Genomic DNA, 12,903 nt, shown 5'->3' on the forward strand with positions numbered 1-12,903 from the left:
TAAACCATGACAGCCACAAATCTCGTCAATAAATTTGAGTACAAACCCCTATACAAACCAAATCAATTAATTTGCGGAACGGGGCAAACAGCCATTGTCAGCGGCTGGACAGTAAAAAGTGCGATCGGCAAACATTTACAACCTCAAGAATATGCTGCGATCGGACAACTCTACTCTCCTACTCGCGGCATCAACTTCTTAATTAGAAACTTGCTGTGCAATCCCCACGTCCGCTTTTTAGTAATTCTCAACGCTACCAAAGAAGACCGCAATTCGGGTGCGGCAGCGTGCTTGCTCGACTTTTTTCGCAACGGCTTTGAAGCAGGCAAAAGCGATACTGGTAGAGATTGCTGGCTAATTAAATCTTCAATATTTGGCTACATTGATATTGAAATAGCAGCAGAAGCCTTAGAACTATTGCGTCATAAAATAGAATGGACAGAAGCCAAAAATATAGCAGAAACTGTGACATTTGTCAAGTCCTTTTCCCAAAAAGAATCTGTGGAACCTTGGGGAGAACCCGTAACTTTTCCGCTAGTCGAAATCGTCCCGACTGTACTCCCCGGTCAGAAATACGGACACAGAATTGAAGGCAAAACAATCGCCGAAACTTGGGTAAAAATTATCCACCGAATTAAGACCACGGGCACTCTGCGACCCACTGGTTACGACGGACAGTGGCAAGAATTAATCGACTTAATGGCAGTCATTACAGATGAACCTGCGGAGTTCTATTTTCCCGAACCGAATTACTTACCAATAGACCGCGATTTCCTCGAACAGTACAAACCGCAAATGCTGGAAGATACCCCGTATAATGAAGGCATTAAATATACCTACGCACAGCGAATGCGGTCGTGGTTTGGCCGCGATCAAATTGAAGAAGTGATTGCCAAACTAATTAAAGAAATTGACGCTGCCAGTGCTGTAATTAGTTTGTGGGATGCCGGAGGAAATATTAACAGAAGGCCTGACGGTTCATCAGACCACCAGCACAGCGGCAGTCCTTGTTTAAATCACATTTGGGTGCGAGTTGTTGACGGTGAAATATCCCTAACTGCAACTCTCCGCAGTAACGATATGTTTGCGGCTTGGCCGGCAAATGCAATGGGCTTGCGGGCTTTGCAGCAGCACATTCGAGATGAAATTGCGAGGCGTTCCGATTATAATTTGACAATGGGCCCGTTGGTAACGCTGAGTCAATCGGCTCACTTGTATGACGATACCTTTGAAAATGCCGATCGACTAATTCAAACCCAATATGCTAAAATCTGCGAAGATCGAGACTTTTTCGATCCAGCAGGCAATTTTTTAGTTGAAGTAGCCGACAATCAGATAGTAGTCACGCAAACCACCCCGGGCAGCGGCGAAGTTGTCACCTGTTATTCGGGAAAAAACCCTCTCAAGTTAGTGCGAGAAATTTGTGCGGCTTCCCCTGCCATCAAAGGCGAGCATATTGGTTATTTAGGAATAGAATTGCAGAAGGCTGCCGAGTGTCTGAAAACGAGCGAGCAATACATTCAGGATCGAAGATGAATTTAGAAGAAGAAAGACCGACCTGGGACGAATACTTTTTAATGTTAGCAAAATTGGCTGCCACTCGATCGACTTGTCTGGCTTTTCCCGTAGGCGCAGTGATAACTAAAAACAGGCAAGTTTTAGCAACGGGTTACAACGGTTCGCCGTCAGGTTCGGCACACTGTACTACTCAAGGCTTCTGCTATCCTGGTTTGAGTAGTTGCGACGCCAGTAAAACTTTGCCATCAAGGGCGGTTCACGCGGAAGCAAATGCGATCGCCAAAGCTGCTAAACACGGTATATCTACTGCTGGGGCTAGTATTTACGTCACTTTAGAACCCTGCATCTATTGTTTGAAATTAGTCATTGCCGCTGGAATTAGAGAAGTGTTTTACGAAACGAGTTTTAACAGTGGAGAAAAAGCTGCTTTGAGAGATACTTTTATCAGTGAAGGTATTGTTGAGTTAAAACAAATTCAGCTATCTGAAGATACAGCAAGAAAGGCGGCTTTGTTTTTGTTGAATCCTACATCTGTGACCCAAAAATTAGTGTAGGATAAATCCTCCCCGTGGTTGTCGCAGCCACAGGAAATAACTGTGATGTGTTCCTATAAATGATATTTATTTCCTGGCAATTTGTAGGTATACGGCAGTGCCTTATCTTGAATTCCGCGTAATACAAAGGATATTTATTGTACGTTTTGTAAAGACACGGCACTGCCGTGTCTTTACAACAAATAGAGATTGGAATTAACCAAAAAACGTCCTTACAAATTGTGAATAACGTGTAGTTAAATCAATCAAACTCATTCACAGCTTGCAAATAGTCGATCGCCGCATCTATCCTCGAAGAATACCTAAAAGCAAACTGATCGAACCAATATCCCTCATCGGAATTTTTATCCAACTTTTTCAGCCAAACCTGAGCTTGCCTAACTTTCTGTCTGTGCGTTTGTACGTCCAACTGCGGCCCCGCGACTTTTTCTGCTGGTCGCGGTTCAAGTGAAGCCACTTCCTGAGCTTTATTTTGCGCTTCGTGCTCAGCCTTAAGCGGTTCCCGTGAAGCTGCTTCCTGAGCTTTATTTTGCGATTCGTACTCAGCCTTAATTTGAGCTAAATCCCGATCCAAAGGACTAGCATACAAATTTATATCTGATGTTTTAAATGTTGCATTTGACGGCGCTTGTGCTTGCGCCGGCGCCTGACTTTTCAACTCAGCAATTTTTTGAGATGCTTGATACTCTGCCTTAAGTTCACCTAACAGGCGCTCGATAGATTCCATAACTTAAACCCCCTAAAAAATGCTGCTGGACCAACTGGCCCCAATATAATCACGGAAACTTCGCCCGCCTCCTCAATCAGTTATTGCATTCAGCAATACCTCTGTCAGGGTCATTCCTTCAATATCATCCATCGTGACAGTATCAACGATATCGAATTTAGCCCCAGCGCTTTGCAGTTCGTCATCCAATATCTTGAGAAACTTAGTAGCTTCCGGCGCATTCCCTACTTGAATGAAAGAAATCGCCAGCTCTTCATCTCGATCGAGCTTCCGCGAAGCCTCTATAATCGTTTTCATCACTTCTTTGCGATCGTCCGGTTCCCCGTCGGTCACCACTAATATTGTTTCCCCATTTTGCTTGGTCTTACCGGATGCTTTGCGCTCAAAAAAACTGTTCAGAGCATCTTGCAGCACTGCACCTAAATTCGTAGTTCCCGAAGGTTCGTTTTCTTGGAAAATTTGCACGACTTTAGCGGATGTTACGTTGTCGTAGCGCTTGAAGCGACCGGAAAACAAATAAACTGTTATGCCATCAGGATCGAGTTCTTCACATTTATTCGCCAATGCGATCGTCGATTCTTGCATGAGCGCCCAGCGACTTTTACCGCCCATCTGGTCTTTCGTGTACATACTGCCGCTTTTGTCAATGATTATGGTATAATCGCGGTTGTGAAGCATAAGATTTTTCCTGTTAATTAAGTTTTTCCCAAAAATATCAAAACCAGCGAGCAGAAGCTGTTGAGCTTTTGTTGCTCGCTGCGTTTTTTTAGTTGATTTGCGCTCGCAAATAGCGGAATTTAAGCTGCAACTAAAGCGTCCTTAAGTGGCTTCCAGCTAAAAGCTCGATCGCCTCCCATCTCCACTGCTATTTTAACTCGCGGTTCTAACGTCGGCAAAACAGTCAAATACTCAATCTCCTGATTCGACAAAATGTGCCCTTCAATAATCCACAGCACCAGTCCTTTTGCTTTCGGCGGCAAATTGTCTAATTGAGTTTGCAAAATCGGCGGCACGTAGTACGTATAACCCACAGCCGATTCATTGCCAGTAGTTTTTTTGCCCAAATGCGGCGGCCGCACCCCGTGAACCCCCGTCAAATACATCGCCAAATCGCCCAAACCCCGCGCCGAAATCGTGTGCGCCCCGTAACCCGCAGCCCTCAGCCGCCGCAGGTAGCGCCCCTCAAATCCTCCCTCTAAAGGAACGTACAGGGCCAGCGACCCCGACTTTTCCAAATCCCGAATCACATCAGATCCCGTCGTAATCAGTCCCATAAATTTGTGTTTCCTGCTGTATCAAAATTTGGTCGATCGCTGCTTGCGAGCTGGAAATATTATAAATCCTAAAGTTGAGGCTAAAAATTCTCATCGCGGCCTTGACAAACGGCAAACACTTCATGTACTATTGTGAATTGTCGCCGTAAAGGATACTGAGTAGTTTGCTGCTCAAGTCCTGGCGCAAACAAGCAAGACCGAGACAAAACTCGGAGATAGAGTCGGTAAAAAGCCGCGAATCTCAACCCTTGCAAGACTTCCACAAGCTCGCTCCCAAATTTAAAACTCCAATTTTAAACACCGAGGAAGGCTGTTGGTTGATAACAGTTAATTGCAGGAACACTGAAATAAATGTTTCTGCACAAGAGCAAGCGGATTGACGAAAACTTCGCAATCCGAAACCTCTTGCGTAAATAAAAGGAAGAAAATCCGTGTCTGTAGGCATTCTTGGCACTAAACTAGGCATGACTCAAGTGTTTGACGCCGAAGGGAGAGCCATCCCCGTCACCGTCATACAAGCAGGGCCTTGTACAGTAACTCAAATCAAAACAAAACAAACTGACGGCTACGGTGCCGTTCAAGTTGGATACAACGAAGTCAAACCAAAGGCTCTCAACAAGCCAGAACTAGGACACCTTGCCAAGTCGGGGGCGAATCCACTGCGCCACTTGCAAGAATACCGATTGGAAGACACCAGTTCATTTGAATTAGGTCAACAACTAAAAGCAGATACCTTTACACCGGGACAAATAGTAGATGTCATCGGTACAAGCATCGGTAAAGGTTTTGCAGGTTTTCAAAAGCGCCACAACTTTAAACGAGGCCCGATGTCTCACGGTTCCAAGAACCACCGCGAGCCTGGATCGATCGGACCTGGAACTACTCCCGGTCGCGTTTATCCCGGCAAAAGAATGGCAGGACGTATGGGCAACGTTCAAGTCACAGTCCGCAAACTAACAATTGTCCGGGTGGATACAGAGCAGAACTTGCTGCTAATTAAGGGAGCAGTTCCCGGCAAAGCTGGCGCCTTAGTCAATGTTGTGCCTGAGAAAAAAGTAGGACGTTAGTCAGTAGTCATTAGTCAGTAGTCAGCAGTCAGTAGATAGTGGTTGGCCGTTAGTAGCAAGCAATAACTAAGAACTAAAAGCTGAAAACTAAGAGCTAAAAACTAAGACCTGAGAACAGACAACAGACAACAGACAACAGACGACAGACAACTAACAACAGACAACTAACAACAGACAAAGGACAAAAGATATGGTTAATTGTGTAGTCCGAAATTGGCAAGGCGAAGAAGTTGGGGAAACAACTTTAGAACTGCGCGTAGCCAAAGAAGAAAATGCTTCTCACATCGTTCACAGAGCATTGACGCGGCAACTGAATAACGCCCGTCAAGGAAATGCTTGCACCAAAACTCGATCGGAAGTCAGAGGCGGTGGCCGCAAACCCTGGCGTCAAAAAGGCACCGGCCGAGCCAGAGCAGGTTCAATCCGTTCTCCGCTGTGGCGGGGCGGCGGTGTCATCTTCGGACCAAAACCGAGAGACTTTGAAGTCAAAATGAACAAAAAGGAACGCCGTCTCGCTTTGCGGACAGCATTCCAAAGTCGCACCGAAGACATCATTGTGGTTGAAGAATTTGCAGAGCAATTTCCGAGACCGAAAAGCAAAGAATTGCTGAGTGCGATCGCCCGCTGGGGCATCGAACCCGATACAAAAGTTCTGTTAATCTTGCCAGAACCGCAACCAAACGTCTACTTATCAGGACGCAACATCGAATTAGTAAACGTCATCTTGGCAACCTCCCTGAATGTTTACGACGTTCTCGCGGCTGACAAAATTATCGTCACATCTACAGCCATAGCTAAAATTCAGGAGATTTACGGTGAGTAAAATCGACCCCCGCGACTACGCAGATTTGATCCAGCGTCCGATTCTCACCGAGAAAGCTACCCGAATGATGGAATTAAATCAATTCACATTCGACGTAGCCCCCAAAGCGACGAAGCCTCAAATCAAAGCTGCAATCGAAGAACTATTTAAGGTCAAAGTCATCGGCGTCAATACCCAAAACCCGCCGCGCAAAAAGCGTCGAGTTGGCAAATTCGTCGGCTTTAAACCTTGTTACAAGCGAGCAACCGTAACTCTGACAGACGGAGACTCGATCCGCAAACTCCTATTCCCAGAAGTTTAGCCAATTTTGGATTTTAGATTTTAGATTTTAGATTGCGGTTAACTGGTGAAAATACCAAACCCAGAAAGGTAGCAAGTTAACTGATAATCCCAAATCTAAAATCCAAAACCGCCAAGTCCAAAATCCCAAATCTAAAATCTAAAATCTAAAATCGATTATGGGCATCCGTTCTTACCGACCTTATACCTCCAGCACCCGAGAACAAACCGTCTCGGACTTCGCTGAAATTACCAAATCAGAACCAGAAAAGTCTCTAACTAGCAACAAGCACACCAAACAAGGCCGCAACAACCGAGGCGTCATCACCTGTCGCCACCGGGGAGGCGGTCACAAACGGCTTTATAGAGACATCGACTTCCGCCGCGACAAACACAGCATTCCCGCTACCGTCAAGGCGATCGAATACGATCCCAATCGCAACGCCCGCATCGCCCTCCTGTTCTACAAAGACGGCGAAAAAAGGTACATCCTGCACCCGCTCAACTTAAACGTCGGTACAGTAATTGTCTCAGGCCCAGACGCGCCGATCGAGATCGGTAACGCCCTGCCCCTGAAGAACATTCCCCTCGGTACCAGCATCCACAACGTCGAGCTAGTACCTGGAAAAGGCGGACAAATCGTTCGCTCCGCAGGCTCCAGCGCTCAGCTAATGGCAAAAGAAGGTAGCTACGTTACCCTTAAACTGCCATCTGGCGAACAGCGCAAAGTCCGCGCCGACTGCTATGCCACTATTGGTCAAGTCGGCAACACCGACGCCAGAAACATCAGCCTCGGCAAAGCAGGTCGCACCCGCTGGAAAGGTCGCAGACCCACCGTTCGCGGTAGTGTCATGAACCCGGTAGACCACCCGCACGGCGGTGGCGAAGGCAGAGCTCCTATCGGACGTCCGGGGCCTGTCACTCCTTGGGGTAAACCAGCATTGGGTGCAAAAACTCGACGCAAAAACAAGCGCAGCGACGCTTTAATCGTCCGCCGCCGCCGCAAATCTTCCAAGCGCGGCAAGGGCGGTAGACAAAGCTAGTAATCAGTCAGCAGTCTTCAGTGCTTAGTTGTTAACGGCTAACTAATGGCTGAGGACTGATGACCAATGACGGCTGAAAGCTGACTAATAACTCCTGAATCACTAAAAAATCATGTCTCGATCGCTAAAAAAAGGCCCCTTTGTCGCAGATGCTCTGATGACAAAAATCGAAAAACTCAACGCCGCCGGCCAAAAACAAGTAATTAAAACTTGGTCGCGATCTTCCACAATCCTGCCCCAAATGGTAGGTCACACGATCGCCGTTCACAACGGCAGACAGCACGTACCCGTCTACCTCACAGACCAAATGGTAGGTCACAAACTCGGAGAATTTTCCCCCACTCGTACCTTTAGAGGTCACGCTAAAAGTGGTGATAGAAAGACAAGTAAAAAATAGCCTAATTAGGTGACAGGTAATACGTCGTCGGAAAAAGTTTTTCCGAATTACCAATTACCTTTTCCCCAATTACCAACTACCAATTACCCAAATCGAAATGGCTATAGATACCACATCCGAAATTAAGGCGATCGCCCGTTACATCCGGACATCCCCCTTCAAGGTGCGCCGAGTCCTCGACCAAATTCGCGGCAAAAGCTACCAAGAAGCGCTGATTTTACTCGAATTCATGCCCTACCGCGCCTGCGAACCAATCGTCAAGGTTTTGCGATCGGCAGTAGCCAACGCCGAACACAACGCAGGATTGGATAAATCTAAGCTGGTAGTTTCTCAAGCTTACGCAGACCAAGGCCCAGTCCTCAAACGCTTTAGACCCCGCGCTCAAGGTCGCGCCTACCAAATCCGCAAGCCAACCTGTCACATTACCGTAGTAGTAGCTCCCCTCGTAGAAAACTAAACCAGGGAAAAACGTAATAGGTAATAAACAGCTTAAAGTTGAAAAAAATTGGTAATCACCAATTACCAATTACCAGTTACCAATTACCAAATACCAATTAACTCATCAACTATTATGGGCCAAAAAATACATCCAATTGGTTTTCGTCTCGGCATTACCCAAGAGCACCGCTCTCGCTGGTTTGCTGACCCCAAAAACTATCCAGAACTCTTGCAAGAAGACTATAAAATTCGCAAGTACGTTCGTAAAACGCTCAACAATGCGGGCATTTCCTCGGTCAAAATTGAGCGGAAAGCCGATCAAATCGACCTAGAAGTGTTCACCGCCAGACCAGGCGTTGTCGTAGGTCGCGGCGGAGCAGGCATCGAAACCTTGCGCGTCGGTTTGCAGCAGCAACTCGGTAGCAACCGCCAAATCCGCATCAACGTCGTCGAAGTTCAGCGAGTAGACGCCGATGCCACACTGATCGCGGAATACATCGCTCAGCAACTAGAACGGCGCGTATCCTTCCGCCGAGTCGTCCGCCAAGCAATCACCCGCGCTCAAAAAGTCGGCATCCAAGGCATCAAAATTCAAGTCAGCGGACGCCTCAACGGCGCAGAAATCGCTCGTACTGAATGGACACGGGAAGGAAGAGTTCCGTTGCACACGCTGCGGGCCGACATCGACTACTCCTACTGCACTGCTCAAACCATCTACGGTATTCTCGGCATTAAAGTTTGGGTTTTCAAAGGCGAAATTATTCCCGGACAAGAACAAGAAGCTGCACCAAATGCAGCAGTGCCCCGCACCAAACAAAAGCGCCGCCGCCAGAACTTTGAAGATCGATCGAACGAAGGCTAGCTAATTGTTAACTGTTAGTTGTCATTTGTTAAGTGTGAGTTGTTCCAAACCAATTAGCAATTAGCAATCACCAATTAGCAATTACCAATTACCAATTACCCAACTCCCAAAGCCATGTTAAGCCCTAAAAGAACCAAATTCCGCAAACAACAGCGCGGGCGAATGAGCGGTGTTGCCACCCGCGGCAATACAGTTAGCTTTGGCGACTTCGCCCTACAAGCTGTCGAACCCGCCTGGATCACTTCCCGCCAAATAGAAGCCGGACGCCGCGCCATGACCCGCTATATCCGCCGGGGCGGCAAAATCTGGATTCGTATTTTTCCCGACAAACCTGTCACCCAGCGCGCCGCAGAAACCCGGATGGGTTCTGGTAAAGGTGCACCAGAGTTTTGGGTTGCCGTGGTCAAACCGGGCCGGGTAATGTTTGAAATTGGCGGTGTAAGTGAAGAAACTGCCCGCGAAGCCATGCGTTTGGCATCTTTCAAGTTACCAATTAAAACCAAGTTCATCACTCGCGAAGAAGACCAGTCATAGCGATAATCGAAGGTAGAAGTAGGTCGGCATTGGTCAAAATTTTAAACGGCTACAGCAATTTAAAATCGGTCATTCATAACTTTTCTTTCCTTCGACATTCACCATCTAGACAATTCTGTCTTCTGTCATACCGAGATCGCTAACGAGAAAGCACACAATTATGTCTTTGACCAAGATTAAAGAAGCTAGAGAATTAAGCGATGCTGAAGTAGCAGAGCAAATTTTAGCCGTCAAGCGCCAACTAATGGAATTGCGGCTCCAGCAAGCTACTGGTCGCATGGAAAAGCCTCACCTGTTCAAGCACGCCAAACACCGGCTAGCTCAATTGATGACAGTTGAACGCGAGCGCCAAATCGTTGCTGAGAAAGAAGCGGCAGAAAAATTAGCCGCATCTAAACAGGTAGCACAGCCTGCTCCAACCTCAGCAGGCAGCCAAGAGTCAGAAGCAGCCGAGCCGACGATCGCACAGTAGCTAAAAAAAACTCAATTGCACAACAAAAATAGGTAGCTATGGCAATTAAAGAACGAGTTGGCGTAGTAGTCAGCGACAAGATGGATAAAACCGTCGTGGTAGCAATCGAAAACCGCTCCTCCCACACCAAATACGGCAAAATCGTAGTCCGCACCAAGCGGTACAAAGCTCACGACGAAGAAAATCAGTGCAAATCGGGCGATCGCGTCCGCATCACTGAAACTCGCCCACTGAGCAAAACCAAACGTTGGACGGTTGCTGAGATTTTCGGGACAAAAAACGGCTAACAGTTAATTGCGATATCGCGATCGCCCCATCGAAAATTAACAATCAACTAGCACTCAACAGTCAACAGTCAACAGTTAACACTCAACAGTTAACACTCAACAATCACCATGATTCAACCCCAGACATACCTCAATGTCGCCGACAATAGCGGAGCCCGCAAACTGATGTGCATCCGCGTATTGGGAGGTGGCAACCGTCGCTACGGCGGAGTCGGCGATGTCATCATTGCCGTCGTCAAAGACGCTATCCCCAATATGGCCGTCAAAAAATCCGATGTCGTCCGGGCCGTCATTGTCAGAACCCGCAAAGGCCTGCGTCGGGACAGCGGCATGAGCATTCGTTTTGACGATAACGCCGCCGTTATTATCAACGTAGACGGCAACCCCAAAGGCACTCGCGTCTTCGGCCCCGTCGCCCGCGAATTGCGCGACAAAAACTTTACTAAAATCGTTTCCTTAGCCCCGGAGGTACTTTAAAATGTACGGAAAAAAGGGTAAACCAACTAGCGAATCGCAGCGCTACCGAATGCACGTCAAAGCAGGCGACACCGTGCAAATAATTACTGGCAAAGAGAAAGGAAAAGTCGGAGAAATCTTAAAGACATATCCTAAAGTCAGCAAAGTAATTGTTAAAGGTGTAAACATCAGAACCAAGCACGTCAAGCCCCAGCAAGAGGGAGAGTCCGGGAAAATACTCACGTTTGAGGCTCCCATTCACAGCTCAAATGTCATGCACTATTCAGAAAAAGAAAAAGTAGCTAGCCGCGTTTGCTATACATTTAGCGAAGACGGTCGGAAACTGCGACAGCTCAAAAAAACTGGAGAAATCATCGATCAATAGTGATTTGTTATCAGTCATCGGTCATTAGTCTGCCTTCTGACAAGTGACTTTTAAACTCATAACTAACAGCTAACATCGGTGGGACGGACAATCGACAAATTCCCTGACCAAGCCCAGGGACAGTTAACGAAACACAAAAACTATGCCGGACAAACTCAAGGTTCTTTATCAAGGAAAAATCGTTCCCACACTGATGGATCAGTTTAAATATACTAATATCCATCAGGTTCCCAAACTCGTCAAAGTCACAGTGAACCGCGGTTTGGGAGAAGCATCTCAAAACGCTAAGGCACTGGATTCGTCGATAAACGAAATTGGCATCATCACCGGGCAAAAACCGGTGGTGACGCGGGCGAAAAAAGCGATCGCAGGCTTCAAAATCCGCAAAGGAGTACCCGTCGGCGTTATGGTGACGCTGCGCGGCGATCGGATGTACGATTTTCTCGATCGGCTGATCAACCTCGCACTTCCCCGAATCCGCGACTTCCGCGGCATCAGCCCCAAAAGCTTCGACGGGCGCGGCAACTACAGCTTGGGTCTGAGAGAACAGCTAATTTTTCCAGAAATAGAATATGACCGCATCGATCAAATTCGAGGCATGGACATTTCAATTATCACCACAGCAAACACCGACGAAGAGGGACGCGCCTTGCTTAAAGAAATGGGAATGCCGTTCCGGGACAACTAAGCACTAGAGTAAGAAGCAAAAGATGGCAGCTAACGATACCATAGCAGATATGTTGACGCGCATTCGCAATTCTTGCATGGCGCGCCACCAAACAACGCAAATTCCAGCTACAAAAATGACCCGCAGCATCGCCCAAGTCCTCAAAAGTGAAGGCTTCATCGGCGAATTTGAAGAAGCAGAAGCAGAAGGGGTCAAGCGACATTTAGTGCTTTCTCTAAAGTACAAAGGTAAAACTCGCAAGCCCATTATCACGGCACTTAAGCGAGTCAGCAAACCAGGACTGCGCGTTTACTCGAACCGTAAAGAATTGCCCAGAGTGTTAGGCGGAATTGGCATAGCCATTATTTCTACCTCCAGCGGCATTATGACCGATCGAGAAGCTCGACGCCAAGGTTTGGGCGGTGAAGTGCTTTGTTATGTTTGGTAGTCATTAGTCATTAGTCATTAGTCGCTGGTCGTTGGCAACAGACTCCAAAATCAATCACTAAGGACTAATAACTAAAGACTAATAATCAAGGACTAATAACTAAAAACAAAGGACAAAAAACTATGTCGCGAATTGGCAAGCGTCCGATTAGCATTCCCAATAAAGTCACCATCACCCTAGACGGTCAAAAAGTAGCCGTCAAAGGCCCTAAAGGTGAACTTTCCCGAGTTATCCCAGCCGAAATCGTCATGGGACTCGAAGGCGAGACTTTACTCGTTACCCGCCGAGACGAATCTCGCGTCGCCAGACAACTGCACGGCTTGTGCCGCACCCTAGTCGCCAACATGGTCGAAGGTGTATCCCAAGGTTTTCAGCGGCGCCTCGAAATTATCGGCACAGGTTATCGGGCACAGGTTCAAGGACGGAACCTGATTTTAAACGTCGGTTACAGCAAACCCGTTGAAATGCCCCCTCCCGAAGGCATCACAATGGCAGTTGAAGGCAACACCAACGTCATTGTCTCCGGCATTGACAAAGAACTCGTAGGCAATACAGCAGCCCGCATCCGCGCGGTGCGTCCGCCCGAAGTCTATAAGGGCAAAGGCATTCGCTACAGCGGCGAAGTCGTCCGGCGCAAAGCTGGTAAAACAGGCAAAACAGGTAAGAAGTAAC

Annotated in this window: 20 protein-coding genes; 17 read left to right on the forward strand and 3 right to left on the reverse strand. The window is 47.4% G+C overall.

Features of this window, described 5'->3' with window-relative positions:
- The first annotated feature begins 6 nt into the window (after positions 1–6).
- A complete protein-coding gene (locus tag QUB14_RS03945) occupies positions 7–1,536 on the forward strand; it encodes a thymidylate synthase (protein WP_333215376.1) in 1,530 nt (509 codons plus the stop codon).
- Entirely contained in the window at positions 1,533–2,072 is a 540-nt protein-coding gene (locus tag QUB14_RS03950) for a dCMP deaminase family protein (RefSeq protein ID WP_333215378.1), read from the forward strand. The genes QUB14_RS03945 and QUB14_RS03950 overlap by 4 nt, the downstream gene beginning before the upstream one ends.
- A 241-nt stretch (positions 2,073–2,313) precedes the next feature.
- Here QUB14_RS03950 and QUB14_RS03955 read toward each other — a convergent pair whose 3' ends face one another.
- The 3 genes from QUB14_RS03955 to QUB14_RS03965 form a co-directional block, all read right to left on the reverse strand.
- Positions 2,314–2,799: a salt stress protein, Slr1339 family gene (locus tag QUB14_RS03955; protein ID WP_333215380.1), complete on the reverse strand. Its 486-nt coding sequence runs from the start codon at positions 2,797–2,799 to the stop codon at positions 2,314–2,316.
- A 72-nt stretch (positions 2,800–2,871) separates the two neighbouring features.
- On the reverse strand, positions 2,872–3,477 hold the full coding sequence (locus QUB14_RS03960) for a VWA domain-containing protein (protein WP_333215382.1): 606 nt from the start codon (positions 3,475–3,477) through the stop codon (positions 2,872–2,874).
- Positions 3,478–3,596: 119 nt separating this feature from the next.
- A complete protein-coding gene (locus QUB14_RS03965) occupies positions 3,597–4,073 on the reverse strand; it encodes an NAD(P)H-quinone oxidoreductase subunit N (RefSeq protein WP_333215384.1) in 477 nt (158 codons plus the stop codon).
- 431 nt (positions 4,074–4,504) lie between these two features.
- On the opposite strand from QUB14_RS03965, the gene rplC reads away from it, so the two are divergent.
- From rplC to rplF, 15 genes are all read left to right on the forward strand, one after another.
- Positions 4,505–5,140, forward strand: coding sequence for a 50S ribosomal protein L3 (rplC, locus tag QUB14_RS03970; protein WP_333039608.1), 636 nt, complete (start codon positions 4,505–4,507; stop codon positions 5,138–5,140).
- A gap of 190 nt (positions 5,141–5,330) precedes the next feature.
- On the forward strand, positions 5,331–5,963 hold the full coding sequence (gene rplD, locus QUB14_RS03975) for a 50S ribosomal protein L4 (protein WP_190657994.1): 633 nt from the start codon (positions 5,331–5,333) through the stop codon (positions 5,961–5,963).
- A complete protein-coding gene (locus QUB14_RS03980) occupies positions 5,956–6,264 on the forward strand; it encodes a 50S ribosomal protein L23 (RefSeq protein WP_006634999.1) in 309 nt (102 codons plus the stop codon). Before rplD ends, QUB14_RS03980 begins: the two co-directional genes overlap by 8 nt.
- Before the next feature lie 157 nt (positions 6,265–6,421).
- Positions 6,422–7,285 (forward strand): 50S ribosomal protein L2, encoded by an 864-nt coding sequence (gene rplB / locus QUB14_RS03985; RefSeq protein WP_333039612.1) that lies wholly within the window; start codon positions 6,422–6,424, stop codon positions 7,283–7,285.
- A 112-nt stretch (positions 7,286–7,397) separates the two neighbouring features.
- On the forward strand, positions 7,398–7,682 hold the full coding sequence (rpsS, locus tag QUB14_RS03990) for a 30S ribosomal protein S19 (protein WP_190657988.1): 285 nt from the start codon (positions 7,398–7,400) through the stop codon (positions 7,680–7,682).
- A gap of 97 nt (positions 7,683–7,779) precedes the next feature.
- Positions 7,780–8,139, forward strand: a complete 360-nt coding sequence (rplV, locus tag QUB14_RS03995) for a 50S ribosomal protein L22 (protein WP_190657986.1) — start codon at positions 7,780–7,782, stop codon at positions 8,137–8,139.
- Between the two features lie 114 nt (positions 8,140–8,253).
- The gene (rpsC, locus tag QUB14_RS04000) at positions 8,254–8,982 is read left to right on the forward strand and encodes a 30S ribosomal protein S3 (RefSeq protein WP_015178708.1); all 729 of its coding nucleotides are present in this window, start codon (positions 8,254–8,256) and stop codon (positions 8,980–8,982) included.
- A gap of 114 nt (positions 8,983–9,096) precedes the next feature.
- Positions 9,097–9,516, forward strand: a complete 420-nt coding sequence (gene rplP, locus QUB14_RS04005) for a 50S ribosomal protein L16 (protein WP_332958390.1) — start codon at positions 9,097–9,099, stop codon at positions 9,514–9,516.
- Between the two features lie 160 nt (positions 9,517–9,676).
- Positions 9,677–9,988, forward strand: a complete 312-nt coding sequence (rpmC, locus tag QUB14_RS04010) for a 50S ribosomal protein L29 (protein ID WP_333215387.1) — start codon at positions 9,677–9,679, stop codon at positions 9,986–9,988.
- 38 nt (positions 9,989–10,026) lie between these two features.
- Positions 10,027–10,275 (forward strand): 30S ribosomal protein S17, encoded by a 249-nt coding sequence (rpsQ, locus tag QUB14_RS04015; protein WP_006634992.1) that lies wholly within the window; start codon positions 10,027–10,029, stop codon positions 10,273–10,275.
- Between the two features lie 108 nt (positions 10,276–10,383).
- A complete protein-coding gene (rplN, locus tag QUB14_RS04020) occupies positions 10,384–10,752 on the forward strand; it encodes a 50S ribosomal protein L14 (RefSeq protein WP_006634991.1) in 369 nt (122 codons plus the stop codon).
- A gap of 1 nt (position 10,753) precedes the next feature.
- On the forward strand, positions 10,754–11,116 hold the full coding sequence (gene rplX, locus QUB14_RS04025; RefSeq protein WP_333215389.1) for a 50S ribosomal protein L24: 363 nt from the start codon (positions 10,754–10,756) through the stop codon (positions 11,114–11,116).
- A gap of 142 nt (positions 11,117–11,258) precedes the next feature.
- The gene (rplE, locus tag QUB14_RS04030; RefSeq protein ID WP_006634989.1) at positions 11,259–11,804 is read left to right on the forward strand and encodes a 50S ribosomal protein L5; all 546 of its coding nucleotides are present in this window, start codon (positions 11,259–11,261) and stop codon (positions 11,802–11,804) included.
- A 22-nt stretch (positions 11,805–11,826) separates the two neighbouring features.
- On the forward strand, positions 11,827–12,231 hold the full coding sequence (rpsH, locus tag QUB14_RS04035; RefSeq protein WP_190657976.1) for a 30S ribosomal protein S8: 405 nt from the start codon (positions 11,827–11,829) through the stop codon (positions 12,229–12,231).
- 122 nt (positions 12,232–12,353) lie between these two features.
- A complete protein-coding gene (gene rplF / locus QUB14_RS04040; RefSeq protein WP_006634987.1) occupies positions 12,354–12,902 on the forward strand; it encodes a 50S ribosomal protein L6 in 549 nt (182 codons plus the stop codon).
- Position 12,903 lies beyond the last annotated feature (1 nt).

This window comes from Microcoleus sp. B3-D2 (assembly GCF_036705345.1).
GTDB lineage: Bacteria > Cyanobacteriota > Cyanobacteriia > Cyanobacteriales > Microcoleaceae > Microcoleus.

Excerpts from the sequence above, each read along its gene's own strand:
- QUB14_RS03945 (WP_333215376.1), top strand. The coding sequence starts at position 7 with ATGACAGCCACAAATCTCGTCAATAAATTTGAGTACAAACCCCTATAC.
- QUB14_RS03950 (WP_333215378.1), top strand. The coding sequence starts at position 1,533 with ATGAATTTAGAAGAAGAAAGACCGACCTGGGACGAATACTTTTTAATG.
- QUB14_RS03955 (WP_333215380.1), bottom strand. The coding sequence starts at position 2,799 with ATGGAATCTATCGAGCGCCTGTTAGGTGAACTTAAGGCAGAGTATCAA.
- QUB14_RS03960 (WP_333215382.1), bottom strand. The coding sequence starts at position 3,477 with ATGCTTCACAACCGCGATTATACCATAATCATTGACAAAAGCGGCAGT.
- QUB14_RS03965 (WP_333215384.1), bottom strand. The coding sequence starts at position 4,073 with ATGGGACTGATTACGACGGGATCTGATGTGATTCGGGATTTGGAAAAG.
- rplD (WP_190657994.1), top strand. The coding sequence starts at position 5,331 with ATGGTTAATTGTGTAGTCCGAAATTGGCAAGGCGAAGAAGTTGGGGAA.
- rplB (WP_333039612.1), top strand. The coding sequence starts at position 6,422 with ATGGGCATCCGTTCTTACCGACCTTATACCTCCAGCACCCGAGAACAA.
- rpsS (WP_190657988.1), top strand. The coding sequence starts at position 7,398 with ATGTCTCGATCGCTAAAAAAAGGCCCCTTTGTCGCAGATGCTCTGATG.
- rplV (WP_190657986.1), top strand. The coding sequence starts at position 7,780 with ATGGCTATAGATACCACATCCGAAATTAAGGCGATCGCCCGTTACATC.
- rpsC (WP_015178708.1), top strand. The coding sequence starts at position 8,254 with ATGGGCCAAAAAATACATCCAATTGGTTTTCGTCTCGGCATTACCCAA.
- rplP (WP_332958390.1), top strand. The coding sequence starts at position 9,097 with ATGTTAAGCCCTAAAAGAACCAAATTCCGCAAACAACAGCGCGGGCGA.
- rpmC (WP_333215387.1), top strand. The coding sequence starts at position 9,677 with ATGTCTTTGACCAAGATTAAAGAAGCTAGAGAATTAAGCGATGCTGAA.
- rpsQ (WP_006634992.1), top strand. The coding sequence starts at position 10,027 with ATGGCAATTAAAGAACGAGTTGGCGTAGTAGTCAGCGACAAGATGGAT.
- rplN (WP_006634991.1), top strand. The coding sequence starts at position 10,384 with ATGATTCAACCCCAGACATACCTCAATGTCGCCGACAATAGCGGAGCC.
- rplX (WP_333215389.1), top strand. The coding sequence starts at position 10,754 with ATGTACGGAAAAAAGGGTAAACCAACTAGCGAATCGCAGCGCTACCGA.
- rplE (WP_006634989.1), top strand. The coding sequence starts at position 11,259 with ATGCCGGACAAACTCAAGGTTCTTTATCAAGGAAAAATCGTTCCCACA.
- rpsH (WP_190657976.1), top strand. The coding sequence starts at position 11,827 with ATGGCAGCTAACGATACCATAGCAGATATGTTGACGCGCATTCGCAAT.
- rplF (WP_006634987.1), top strand. The coding sequence starts at position 12,354 with ATGTCGCGAATTGGCAAGCGTCCGATTAGCATTCCCAATAAAGTCACC.